Below are 12,680 nucleotides of genomic sequence, written 5' to 3'. Positions count from 1 at the left end.
TCATGTTCCCCTTTCATGATTGAAAAGTTACAACTGTTTTTCTCCTGTGCTATGGAAAAATTCGATAATTTCACCGTTCAACCCTTTGACAAATGCGAGCCTAACTGGCGTCGGCGGATTGTTGCCTAAGACAACATCTTTAGGTTCTACCGTCACCACTGCTCCAGCTGCAACAGCCGCTTCAACGGCTGCATCCACATTGTTGCTACGAAAAGCAACGTGAAAATAGTAGCCTTCCGGTTTCGGTTCACCAGATCCACCTGCAAAAACCTCCATGTAATTACCATCGCCGGAATCCAGTAGGACAATTCGCTTATCGCCTTCGCCCCAGCCATGCTTTTCCTTGAAGCCTAATCCCTCCGTGTAAAACTTGACCGTCGCTTCAAAGTCGTTCGCTCTTAGCGCAACGTGATGAAAGCCACCGCCGCCTATTTTCTCATTGGTACCCACTTTCTTAACCTCCTTTGATACTTGCAATCACTACTATTACAGTATAACTTACTTCCATGATTCGGAAAATTTATACGATGTAAAATTTATCTCAACACGATTAGAATCAACCTCTAAGAATAGAGCGCAATTTCACGATTATTGGGTCAGGCAAAACACCTGGGTTTATATCATTTACTAAATATACCTGACTTGATGAAGTTCAAGCACTTACGAAGTCAGACTGCTCTCGTTTCAAAGATGCCATCGTACCTTTTCGCTTGCCTTTGGCAACGTGTCGCCGAAGAAACAAAACACCCCCGAGCGATACGAGAAGAACCGGAATAAAACCCACGTACCAGATAGCTTCATACACTCCGTGATGGACCCATATGTAGACAAACACCGCCAGATAGAGCAGCAGGTAGCTCAAGCTGACCGCTTGAGACAACGTTAGATTCGACACCGAGAAACGCTTCTTCGCCTTCTGCCCCATCAACGCCAAATACTCTGGCGTCGGCGTCTCCATATAAGAACGAATGGACATGAAGGGCCAGTCTTCCCCGACCTTCTTTCCCGATGCCCATTCGCCAGCGCATTCTCCCTGCAGCTTGTCCATTTCTTGACCACAAGCGCAGTAACCGACATACATCAGCGAGTACGCCTCCACCTCGGAGAACGCGTTCAGATCGGTTCTCATCGTCATCGCCAGCGTACGCACCGTCGGATCAATGCCGGGGATCTCTTTTCGCATATCCACAATGGTATCATCCGTCCCCTCGATCCGAAGGTCGCGAATGGCACTCATGAAAAGGTCCTGAATGCGAAAGAATGACTCAACGGAATCCACTTCCACATAATTCTCAATATGAAGCGGCTTGGACGCATCGCTAAGCAGGACCGACATTCCCTCTTGCCAAAGCAGCTGAATGGCATGGCCGCCAAGATTATCCAATACCCCTCCGTCCACCCCATGCACCATACGATCCCCGAACGGGATAGTAATGGGGTTGAAGAGACCGGGGACGCAAGCGGAGGCCGCCACCGCCTTGGAAAGGGGTAGATTTATCATCTCATCGGCGCGAATCGCATGATTGCTCTCATTTTGCTGCCATAGTAAGCTGGTCGGATTCGTGGAGATAAATAAAGGCTGTCCATTCTCCAGAATGGAGGTGTTCAGGATCAGCTCTGGCTTCGTGTTCTCGGGATGGACAGGGGGATCCATCAGGTCACGCAGAACGGTCGTCTGAAACATAATTGCTCTCATTCCCTGCTCCAGCTTGGATTCGAGGATGACTGCTGGGTTCAGAGCAGGCACAACTTTATGAACCGGCCGTAGCAGCCGCTTCAGGATCGGTTCCGGAATCAAGCGCGAGATGCCGCCAGTGATAACTACGCGATTCCGCAGATCTTCCTGAACAACAGCGACAAACGATTGGATAACCCGCTGCATCAGGTCACGGTAGTCCTGGTCGGTCAACGGCCGATCGTTCCGAAGCTCCTCGCACAGCATCTTGTAATAAAAGGCGCCCACAATCGAACCGCCGGAAACGGTAGATAAAGCGTTCACCTCCTTCAACAACCCTTCATCGGCCAGTCGGGCCATTACACCGAGATGAAACAAGGACGCACGGTAACCGCCGCCGGATAAGGCCAACCCAATCATATTCGTTCACTCTCCCGCTCGTTAGTCAGCAACTACAAAAAAGGCACCGCGGAGGGTGCCTACTGTTAATCGGTTATTTGATCATTCACCGACGTCGGAAACGCTTCTTCCAGGCTTGCTTGGTTATCCCGCTGGCTGTCCGCTAGTTCCTTAGCCGTTTCCGATTGTTTCTCTTTATCTGACATCAATCGACACCCCTGATGGTTACAGTTCGACACATGGGAGAATTATCCTCTTTAGGAACTTGTATTTTTCGCACAACAGTTCAATATACTTTTTGCTTCTTTACGATAATAATAAAAATTGAACAATCTTGGAATATCTGGTACTATCACGTAGGTAAATACTACTATATTTTAGGAGATGAAAAGGTAAATGAGGTTCAGACAAATCGGACTAATATTATTAATATTTATTGTAACATTGACTTTATCGCAGTCTGTTTACGCTCACTCGGGTAGAACAGATTCCAGTGGAGGGCATAATTGTTCAGCAAAATCCATAGCCAAAGGGTTGTGTTCTGGATATCACTATCACAATGGCGGGTCTTCATCCGGCAGCAGCGGCTCATCATCTAGTGGATCAACTTCCAAGACTACACCAGTAGCCCCAGTAGAAACTATTCCTAGTGGACATGTCAAAGTTGTAAAACCGACATACAGTATTTACGTAAATGGTACTTCAGTACCAAATTCATCCCTAAAATACCCCGTCATATCGCATAAGGATATTACTTATTTTCCAATGACATTTAAGTTTACCCAAGCACTTGCTTTAGAAACAGTATGGGATGCAGATACTGGATTTGTAATTCGAAAAACTTCTAATAAAGCTGGTAACCTTGAATTTGACTACGGCTCCACGAACACAAACCTGTATGCTAAAGAACCAGATTTTAATATCTATGTAAACGATAGCTGGGTTGATAATGGTTCCGAGGAGTACCCTTTACTAGTATTAAATGATGTTACCTATTTCCCTATGTCATGGCACTATGCCGTTGATGAGTTAGGATTAACAATAAAGCTTGAAAATAATGTATTCTATATCTCCAAATAATTGACTGCCTTCGGGCAGTTTTTCTTTTGTAAGCTAAAATGAACCCCATCTTAAGGCAGATGAGGTTCATTTACTATGTATTAATTATCTTTTTGAATCAGCAGACATTCAGCTTCTAAACTTTTAATCTTATTTTCCAAAAAACTCTTCTCTAGTCTGAGTATGAAGTAATTCGGTGTCAAAAATCCTGACCCAACTTACATTATAGACTTCATCTAATCAAGTTTCCCTTTTGCTTCTTCCCCTGAACATACTGCAAAGTGAATATGACCCCGAGTGTACCCATACCGATAAGATCGGTAACAAGTCCTGGGATAATGAGCAGAAGCCCCGCTGCGATAACGATAAGCCGTTCGACTGCGTTCAATTGCCGCAACCAGAATCCGATCATCCCTGCCCCGACACCGATCATGCCGATGACAGCGGTAACCGTAACGCCGACAGCTTCAGCCCAGGTGGTATCGATTAGCAGCAGTTGCGGCTGATAAACGAAGATGAATGGAATGATGAAAGCGGCAATCGCGACACGTGTCGATTCCATGCCTGTTTTCATCGGGTTGGAATCGGCAATGCCGGAAGCTGCGAAGGACGCTAGCGCAACAGGTGGCGTAATATCTGCTACGATACCAAAATAGAACACAAACATGTGAGCGGCCAAAAGGGGGACAGGGTAATCCAGTGCAATAATGGCCGGCGCAGCGATCGTAGAAGTGATGATATAGTTGGCCGTAGTCGGCGTACCCATACCAAGTACCAAGCTTGCCAGCATGGTCAGGATAAGCGTAGGCAGCAGCATGCCTCCCGCCAGCTCCAACAAACCGTTTGCGAATTTTAAGCCTATCCCCGTCAACGTGATAACACCGACGATGATCCCCGCGCAGGCGGTTGCAGCAACCACGCCGAGAGCAGATCTTGCCCCATCTTCCAAAGCCGATAAAATGTCCTTAAAGGACATACGGGTGGCCTTTCGGACGGCGCCCATTACGATAACAGACAAAATACCGTAGATGGCCGAACGCATGGGAGACATACCTAACATCAAAAAGCCGATAATCGCTAAGATCGGGATCAATAAATAAAGCTTTTGCAAAACCTCTTTGCGGCTCGGCAGTTCTTCCGGACGAAGCCCCCTCAGTCCAAGCCGCTTCGCCTCAAAGTGCACCATAATCCAAATCCCGGTAAAAAATAGCAGCGCCGGAATTAAAGCGGCCAGCGCCACCTGGGAATAAGGAATATTTGTGAATTCGGCCATTAGAAACGCAGCCGCCCCCATGATCGGGGGCATAATTTGGCCGCCTGTTGAAGAAGACGCTTCGACAGCACCGGCAAATTCGCGCCGGTAACCGAGACGCTTCATCATCGGGATCGTGAAGGCTCCGGATGTCACAACGTTGGCGACGGAACTGCCGCTGATCGTCCCCTGTAAGGCGCTGGAGAAAATCGTTACCTTGGCCGGTCCTCCGATTCTCCTTCCCGCTACGACTAGGGAGAGATCGTTGAAGTATTCGCCAACTCCCGTTTTGTCCAAAAAAGAGCCAAATAAAATGAAAAGAAAAATAAAACTGGCAGAAACCATAAGCGGTGTCCCCAAAATCCCTTCAGATGTGAAATACATCTGACTGATCAACCGTTCCAGCGACACGCCTCGATGCTCTAAAAATCCAGGCATATGATTGCCGAAATAGGCATAAAGCAAAAACACCACCGCAATCGTCACGATGGGAACACCGACCACACGCAGCGCCGCAATCAGAACCAGAATCATCGCAATTCCGCCGACGATAAAATCGGTTAACGTAAAATTACCGATACGGTTAAACAGCTCCTCATAGTTCAGTAGCCAGTACAGCCCTACCCCGATACCAAGCGCCGCCAACATATAATCGTACCACGGGATTCGGCTGCCCCGCCCTTTTTTGGTAGAAGGATATAAAAGAAAAATGAGGCCTAATCCAAAAGATAGGTGCACCGCACGATGAACTTGATCAGGGAACGGGGTAAAAAAGCTGACATACAGCTGATACAAGGAAAACAATACGGCAAACGCGAAAGTAAAGGCTCTCATCACTCCCTCAAGCCGCCGAAAGGCGAAATCAGGATCATATTTGCCGATCATTTCCTGTATTTCTTCTTGGCTCATTGTTTCCTTTTCGATTTCTGACGCCTTTGGGCTATCGGCCAAAGTGGAGCACTCCTTTCAAATAAACCCATATATTCAGACTGCTGATTTCAAACCGTACCGCCGAACCCGGCATACTGAGTTGTGAAAGAGGGATCACTTGATCTCGCAGAAGCAGTTTATGGTCGGCAATCACCTGTCCTATTCGAAGCTCAAACATGTCTAGGGTCCGATGGATGTTCTCAATCCGCATTTTTCCGTTTTCCATTCGAAAGGTTTCATTTCCTTCGAGAGAGGATGGAATTCCGACCCCATAGGATTCAAATATCATTGAGTCCAGAACCATTTGCCTTTTCTCATTAATGAAAAACCGTTCCTCAATCGGCGTACGGTGAATCGAATGAATATACGTAAGCGAGAATCGGCCATTCTTTTCCATCCGTGATTGAAAGACGACTTGGCCATCTGCCACCTGCCTGATCGTTAAGGCTGGGATGGTTGAGGCCCATAACCATATGGCTACAGCAACAACGGTTACGAAAAGGATAAGCCACAGCCATATTCGAAGAAAAACAGGTGCAGGAGCCCTCTCCCACACCCTTGGTGTTAAGTACATCATTTGATAACGCCTTTTTCTTTGAGGTACTTTTCTGCCCCCGGATGCAACGGTATGCTGATACCTTCCAGCGCTTTGTCGGTTTGGATTTCTTTCGCCTTGGCGTTGATGGCGATTAGCGGCTGCGTATTTTCATATATCGTCTTGGTGATGTCATAGACGAGCTGCGTATCTAGCTCAGCACGAATGGACATAATCGCTTTAACCGCGACCGTTTTTACTTCGGCGTCCTGTTTCGGGTAGGTTTTGGAAGGAATCACTTGCTGACTGTAATACTTGTATTTATCCGTAATGGCCTTAATTTTGTCAGCTTCGATCGTTAGAATCTGTACTCCGGTCGTTGCAGCCAGCTCGTTAATCGCTGCCGTTGGAGCTCCCGCCGTTACGAATGCCGCATCCAAGCCACCGTCCTGGATTTTCTTCGCCGAATCGCCGAAGGACAGACGCTCTGTGCTGAAATCGTTAAAGGTAAGACCATAAGCTTCAAGAATTTGTCTGGCGTTCACTTCGGTACCGCTGCCAGGTGCGCCTACGGAAACTTTTTTGCCTTTCAGCTCCGAAACGGATTTAATTCCGCTTTTTTCCGATACGACGACTTGAATGGTTTCCTGGTAAAGCGCACCAATGGCCTGCAGGTTCTTGACCGCGCCGTCTTTAAACATTTCCGTTCCCAGAGCCGCGTAATCTGCGATGTCGCCTTGCGTAATCGCCAGATCGACTTCTTTCTTGCTGATTAAGCGCATATTTTCAACTGCTGCGCCGGTAACCTGTGCAGTGGCGTTTGTTTTTGCCTTTTCTTTAATCAGGTTGGCGATACCGCCGCCGAGTGGATAATAGGTGCCTGCCGTGCCACCAGTCGCAATAACCAGGCTGGACGGTTTCTCTCCCGCATTCTGCGCTTCCGATGCTTTGGGCGCAGATGCATCCTGCGGCGTACCTCCGCAAGCGGTTAAAGCCATGATAAAAACAATGGCAATAACTAATCCTTTGCTTACACGTCTGATCATTGTCATTCCCTCCAATAAATAAATTCTTATTATGTAGACAAATTGTATCTCGGTAGTATGTATATGTTTGTGGTGCGGAAAAAATCAAGATAGAAATTGATTTTGGAAAAAATACTGTTTCATTTTCAGGAAGATATTCTTACAGCATGGCTTACCGCAAAAACGAAAAAAGGAAGACATTAAGGGCTGCCCCTCTCGTCTTCCTTTTCCTATTCAATAACTAACCTTTAGGATTGGGTCCATATTGATTATCATTCACTTCACTATCTTGACACATAAATATTAGCAGAATAATGGAACCAATAAGGGGAATCAGACTAATTAAGAGCCACCATCCGGTTCTTCCGGTATCGTGGAGTCTCCTAACTCCAACAGCTAAAGACGGTAATAGAACAGCTAAAGAATAGAGTCCTGTTAAAACGTTAGATGCGTTTAGGATTGACTCCAATATGGCAAGTATGATGGAAACAATGATACTGAAAAGAACAAACATCCAGTATTCCTTACGCCGTGCTCTTCCTTGAAAACCTACGTAATTTTTTAACACCATTAAATACCATTCCATTGTTGATCCCTCCCTCCTTTAGCACGTGCGATAAAACTCTTATTGGGCCGTTCATGCTTAAAATTATATGTGACGTATGCATGTAAAATGACCAGCCTTCCGATTCTTGATACAACAGGCCTGAAGTATCAGCGTAAAAAAAGAAAAAGCCTAAGCACGAATTCGCTTAAGCTTAAGTAGAGATAACCCCGCCACTTCGCGAGGTGAGGCTATTGTTTAACACCTTACATGTTTGCGTTTGAAACCAAGCTGCCCTTTATCTACTGCCTTTTGAATATTTTCGGAGGCGTGAAGGAACTTGCTTTTGGTCTTGTCCCGATTGACTTCTACTGGGCCTACTGCCTTTGCCGTCTCGACCGCCTTATCGTGGAGCGTCAAATAGGATACCCCCACTGTGTAAATAAAATTACTCATTGCGTATTTCGTTCGTTCGGGGGAATCGTGAATCGTATTTTCCACATGATCAAGCATCTTGGCAAGCTTGTTTTCTGAAAATTCACCGTCCGGACGATTACCCAAAAGCCAGCAGTAACAACTCCAGCCCGCTGACATTCTTAGCTCTTCGCCGCTTGCGATCCATTTATCGGCAACTTCCTGTGCAATATCTGCTTCCGCCAAGGTTACTGCAACCACAAAATCGGACAGCATATAAAAATAAGCCGCATCCATCCAACGATCAAAATCCGCTTCAGTCATTGCTTTTGGGTCTGCAATTATGCCGGCAAAGTACATTGCGTCGTAGTTCCCTGTAGCGTAAAGCTGGTCAGCCAAAGGTTGATTTAACTTTATTTTCCTGAAAATGGGCTTCATGGCGCCTGTTGCCACTCCAAAAAGCGGCTCGTGCGCGCCATTGGATACGTAAATTTTCTTGGTTCGTTCCTTGCCGAGAGCTTCAAGCTCCTGCATAACCATTTCTAAATTCATTGTTTAACACTTCCTTCTTTTTGGAGGTTTTGCATCCTGTTCAAAGCCAGAGATTTTCTTTCAAGATCTCTAATCCACTTTTTAATTCTATCAATGAATTTGTAGACGAAAGTGCTATTCTCAAATAATTATACTGTGTACTGGCCCCACTTAAAAAGCGATCTGACTGAAAAACACGAATTCCTTTGTTCAAAAAGTAACTTTCCATGCGTGATTCATTAACATTGTCCGATATGGGAAGCCATCTATAAAAGCTTAGAGAGTAAACTGCTGACATTACTACCTTGGTAATTGGTCATCCATAGCTTCCCATTTAGTATCTTTCCAAATTCTTACGCTCATACACATTCGACAATTTTCGTGATAAACTAACGTTTGAAAATATTAACTTGCACTAGTAAAAGGTGCCGTAGATCTCCACCTGATGGGATTGTAGAAGTACTTAAGACATTACTGTTTCAGATTGTTGACAACCCAGTTAAGGCCTTAATGAATGCCAACTATATCGGTATCCTGGGTTGGGCCATCCTTCTTGGCGTTGCTTTAAGAAATGCCCATGACAGTACAAAAAACTTGCTAACAAATTTTTCAGATGCCGTATCGCAAATCGTCAAATGGGTAATCAATTTGGCACCGTTAGGAATCATGGGACTTATTTTTGATTCCATTACAACCAACGGGCTTTTTTCCTTGCTCGATTATGGAAAATTACTTCTCGTTCTTACCGCATTCTTTACTCGAAGTTCAGCTGCAAACATTCCAATCAACATGAGATTATGTGAAAAAATGAAACTGGATTCGGATACGTATTCTGTATCCATTCCATTAGGTGCTACCATTAATATGGCAGGCGCAGCGGTTACGATTTCTGTCTTAACTCTCGCAACTGTTCATACGCTTGGCATTGAAGTAGATTTTGGTACGGCGCTTATTCTTACCATTCTATCCGCTGTATCTGCTGCAGGCGCCTCAGGTGTTGCCGGCGGGTCACTCTTACTCATTCCGCTGGCGTGCAGCTTATTCGGCATTCCGAATGACATTGCGATTCAGGTCGTTGGTGCAGGTTTCATCATAGGTGTTTTACAGGACTCTTTTGAAACAGCACTAAATTCATCCTCCGACGTACTTTTTACAGCAACAGCTGAATATGCAAAAAAACGTAAAGAAGGCAAGGAATACATGATTAATGTCTAGAAAAAAATGTTAAAAAAGCAGGAGGCCTTAGGCCCCTGCTTTTTTGTTCCTTAGTTGGAATCATTCCCTTTACTATAATTTTCAGGTGCTATTGGCTTGGCTTCATTATAAAAAATTAATTATCATTCGGAATTAGTTCGCAATCAACTTCTAAACCTTTATTAATATTAAATTAGGTTCATTAATGTTTCAAATTCATCAATCTCGTTGTTTAATTGTTTAAATAGTTTTAACCAAGATAATTGATGCGGAGTTAGTACATCAATAAGTCTAGGATCATAAAATGTCCCTTTACCTTCTATTAAGCGTTGGAAAGCTTGATTGGTAGACATGGCATCCCGATAAGCACGATTTGAAGTCATCGCATCAAACGCATCTGCAATTGCAAGAATTCGCGCTTCTAACGGAATCTCCTCCCCTTTTATGCCACTAGGATAACCTAGCCCATCCCACCTTTCATGATGATACAGTACGCCCTCTCTTAATGTTCCTAAGACCGATATCTTTTCTACCATTTTTGCTCCCACAACCGTATGGGTCTTAATAATTTCATACTCTTCATCTGTAAGCTTCGATGGCTTTGCAAGGATTGTCTCTGATATATTTATTTTCCCTATGTCGTGGAGAAGCCCCATCATTTTAAGTGAGTGCAGTTTTTTAGGTTCTTGCTGATATTCAGGCAGTTTACTCGCAAGGTCAACAGCGTAATTACTGACTCTCTCACTATGACCAAAAGTATATGCATCTTTAGCTTCAACAGAAACGATAAACGTTTTAACAACTTGCTCAATCGATTCATCAGCAGATTTAGATATAATCGAAACCAAATTTAAATAAAGACCAAGTAGTTTTTTGTATAGGATATGACTGAAAGTTGCAAGAATGATGTAAAGAAGAATTCGGTTCGAGAGATCAATAGAATCAAAGGTGGTATTTGGAATCAATGGAAAGTATAAATCGAGGGTAATCATACTGACTAATCCAAGAACGGAATATATCAATAAAGAAATAATATCGCCATATAGTGCAGATATTAAAGGTATCAAAAGGAAAAAACTCCATGCTTCCCTATAACCCGAACCAAAATATAAACATATGACTACAAAACAAACAAAGCATAAAGTTATATGTTTCAATATTGATACAGGAAGTTCAGAAAATTTATTTAATGAATACGTAATAACGCAAATGACTAGACAAAGTAATAAAATCCCAATATTTGCTCTTGAGTAAGGCAAGTGCATAACCCTAAAAAGATAATTCCAAGTAATACTTAAGATTAAATATACAAAACCAACTTGTAAAATGTTGTTATTTAGGTTACCTTGATGAATTTTGTAAAAGGACAAAAGTAGTTTATTTTGCTCGGTATTCCCCATATAGAAAGTCCATCCCAAATGATTTATTTGAACTTCATTGTATCATTTTTAATAATGATAAACTATGAAATCTTAACTTCCTATAGTAAAAAAGAACTAGTAATGATACAATTTGTATCATAAAATGATTATTCTTAATAAATTACGACATTCTTCTATAATTAAAGAGAAAAAATAAAAAGGAGTGTTATTTTATGAGTAATAATTTGAGCTATAACTACAGTTTTTATGAAGCTTTTGGTAAAGAAAGAGATAACGCTATTCTGCTTCATCATCAAAGATATCAGGAGGTGGGTTTTTTTGGAAAAGACGATAAGGATCCCTATGAAACTAATTCTACCTATTTTGTCGCAGAATCGATAACGGAGAAGAAGATTGTCGGAGTAACACGCCTTATTTTTGAGAAATTAGAAGAATTGCCGACCATGAAATACTTTTCGTTATATGATCTCGAAAAAGCCAAATTAATGCAAATGGATCGAAATCGATACGCGGAAATCAGTGCATTTACGAAGCTGCCTCAACATGATGTCGGAATGGGACTGATCCGAACTGTTCTACAATATTCTCAGCATACAGGAATCACCCACTGGATATGCTGCATTGATGAGAGAGTCTATAATTATATGCACCGCATGTTCAAATTCCCTTTCAAGGTTGTTGGAGCACCCAAATTATACCTTGGCTCAACTAGTATTCCATGCTTATTAAATCTAACAGAATGTTTAAACACACTAGAAGTTTATCGGCCTACTCTATATAATTATTTATCAGAAAATTCTTATAAAACTAATGAGGTGGTACAATGATCAAAGAACAATTTAGCCGTAATTTAGGGATTATGTCTGAAGAGGAAATCAATATTCTTCAAAATAGTACAATTTCTATTGCCGGATGCGGTTGTATAGGCGGATTTTCGGCTGAATTACTAGTCCGAATGGGTATAGGAAAGGTAAAGCTCGCTGACCCCGATGTTTTTGATATCTCCAATATTAACAGGCAATGTGCAGCTACCTATGAATCCGTTGGGAAGTCCAAGGTTCTAGCTTTACGGGATCACTTATTAAAAATAAATCCTGATCTTATTGTAGAAGAATACCAATCAGGCGTTACTAAGGAGAATGTTCAACAATTCATTCATGGCTCCGATTATGTCATCGATGCCATCGATTATTTTGAGTTTCCTACGTCATTGTTCATGCACCAGGCAGCAAGAAAAGAACATCTATACATCATTACTGCGGTAGCGCTTGGCTTTGGTACATCGGTTTTAACATTTTCACCCAAGGGGATGTCACTAGAACAGTATTTGGGCTTACCGGAGGGCCTTTCGCCCGAGAAGCTTAATGAAATCACCTTCCCGGCTGGAAACTACACCAGTTCTCTCCCGGCCTACGCAACTCCAGATAAAGTTCTAAAATGGATCCAAGCAAAAACGATCCCTACTATTAGTGTAGGACAAGCACTAGGTCCTGGCGTGTTAGTATCTCATCTAGTTCTTCATCTTCTAAACAGAAAAGAGCCTGTCATCGTACCAGAGAAATTTGAATTACAGTTTGAATTATAAACTAGCCAAGCCCGATAGATTTTTGGATAAAAGAGTAAACTCCGCATCCCGATAGCGATGCATCGTATTGATATCATCCTCTTCTGGCCCCAGCATCCGGTACGTCTCGAAGTAAAGCGTTCCGCGGACACACAAAAAATATCCCTACATCACTA

Annotated in this window: 12 protein-coding genes and 1 pseudogene; 4 read left to right on the top strand and 9 right to left on the bottom strand. The window is 43.2% G+C overall.

Translation table 11 applies throughout. The features are described 5' to 3' along the window. Positions 1-27: 27 nt before the first annotated feature. Both QFZ78_RS26670 and QFZ78_RS26665 read right to left on the bottom strand, forming a co-directional pair. Entirely contained in the window at positions 28-450 is a 423-nt protein-coding gene (locus tag QFZ78_RS26670) for a VOC family protein (protein WP_307552068.1), read from the bottom strand. A gap of 202 nt (positions 451-652) precedes the next feature. Continuing rightward, positions 653-2,095, bottom strand: a complete 1,443-nt coding sequence (locus QFZ78_RS26665; RefSeq protein WP_307552067.1) for a patatin-like phospholipase family protein — start codon at positions 2,093-2,095, stop codon at positions 653-655. A gap of 375 nt (positions 2,096-2,470) precedes the next feature. On the opposite strand from QFZ78_RS26665, the gene QFZ78_RS26660 reads away from it, so the two are divergent. Continuing rightward, the gene (locus QFZ78_RS26660; protein WP_307552066.1) at positions 2,471-3,154 is read left to right on the top strand and encodes a YHYH domain-containing protein; all 684 of its coding nucleotides are present in this window, start codon (positions 2,471-2,473) and stop codon (positions 3,152-3,154) included. A gap of 211 nt (positions 3,155-3,365) precedes the next feature. Here the strand turns inward: QFZ78_RS26660 and QFZ78_RS26655 are convergent, their stop codons facing one another. The 5 genes from QFZ78_RS26655 to QFZ78_RS26635 form a co-directional block, all read right to left on the bottom strand. Then, on the bottom strand, positions 3,366-5,294 hold the full coding sequence (locus QFZ78_RS26655; RefSeq protein ID WP_307555914.1) for a TRAP transporter permease: 1,929 nt from the start codon (positions 5,292-5,294) through the stop codon (positions 3,366-3,368). 31 nt (positions 5,295-5,325) lie between these two features. After that, positions 5,326-5,892, bottom strand: a complete 567-nt coding sequence (locus QFZ78_RS26650) for a DUF1850 domain-containing protein (protein WP_307552065.1) — start codon at positions 5,890-5,892, stop codon at positions 5,326-5,328. After that, the gene (locus QFZ78_RS26645) at positions 5,889-6,896 is read right to left on the bottom strand and encodes a TAXI family TRAP transporter solute-binding subunit (protein ID WP_307552064.1); all 1,008 of its coding nucleotides are present in this window, start codon (positions 6,894-6,896) and stop codon (positions 5,889-5,891) included. The genes QFZ78_RS26650 and QFZ78_RS26645 overlap by 4 nt, the downstream gene beginning before the upstream one ends. A 220-nt stretch (positions 6,897-7,116) precedes the next feature. Continuing rightward, positions 7,117-7,461 (bottom strand): DUF805 domain-containing protein, encoded by a 345-nt coding sequence (locus tag QFZ78_RS26640; protein WP_307552063.1) that lies wholly within the window; start codon positions 7,459-7,461, stop codon positions 7,117-7,119. A gap of 216 nt (positions 7,462-7,677) precedes the next feature. Further along, entirely contained in the window at positions 7,678-8,385 is a 708-nt protein-coding gene (locus QFZ78_RS26635) for a DNA alkylation repair protein (protein ID WP_307552062.1), read from the bottom strand. A gap of 384 nt (positions 8,386-8,769) precedes the next feature. On the opposite strand from QFZ78_RS26635, the pseudogene QFZ78_RS26630 reads away from it, so the two are divergent. Beyond that, positions 8,770-9,579 (top strand): annotated as a pseudogene (locus tag QFZ78_RS26630) (cation:dicarboxylate symporter family transporter); the annotation flags it as partial. Positions 9,580-9,746: 167 nt separating this feature from the next. Here QFZ78_RS26630 and QFZ78_RS26625 read toward each other — a convergent pair. Beyond that, complete coding sequence (locus QFZ78_RS26625) at positions 9,747-10,958, bottom strand: HD-GYP domain-containing protein (protein ID WP_307552061.1); 1,212 nt, start codon at positions 10,956-10,958, stop codon at positions 9,747-9,749. 194 nt (positions 10,959-11,152) lie between these two features. Between QFZ78_RS26625 and QFZ78_RS26620 the strand changes: the two genes are divergently transcribed. Together QFZ78_RS26620 and QFZ78_RS26615 are read left to right on the top strand one after the other, a co-directional pair. Further along, complete coding sequence (locus QFZ78_RS26620) at positions 11,153-11,767, top strand: N-acyl amino acid synthase FeeM domain-containing protein (protein WP_307552060.1); 615 nt, start codon at positions 11,153-11,155, stop codon at positions 11,765-11,767. Further along, positions 11,764-12,525, top strand: coding sequence for a ThiF family adenylyltransferase (locus tag QFZ78_RS26615; RefSeq protein ID WP_307552059.1), 762 nt, complete (start codon positions 11,764-11,766; stop codon positions 12,523-12,525). The genes QFZ78_RS26620 and QFZ78_RS26615 overlap by 4 nt, the downstream gene beginning before the upstream one ends. Here the strand turns inward: QFZ78_RS26615 and QFZ78_RS38635 are convergent. Continuing rightward, the gene (locus QFZ78_RS38635; protein WP_373461073.1) at positions 12,520-12,660 is read right to left on the bottom strand and encodes a nuclease domain-containing protein; all 141 of its coding nucleotides are present in this window, start codon (positions 12,658-12,660) and stop codon (positions 12,520-12,522) included. The genes QFZ78_RS26615 and QFZ78_RS38635 overlap by 6 nt on opposite strands. Positions 12,661-12,680 lie beyond the last annotated feature (20 nt).

The sequence above is a fragment of the Paenibacillus sp. V4I5 genome (assembly GCF_030817255.1).
Classification (GTDB): Bacteria; Bacillota; Bacilli; order Paenibacillales; family NBRC-103111; genus Paenibacillus_E.
This window is presented reverse-complemented; position numbering and strand designations above follow the sequence as displayed.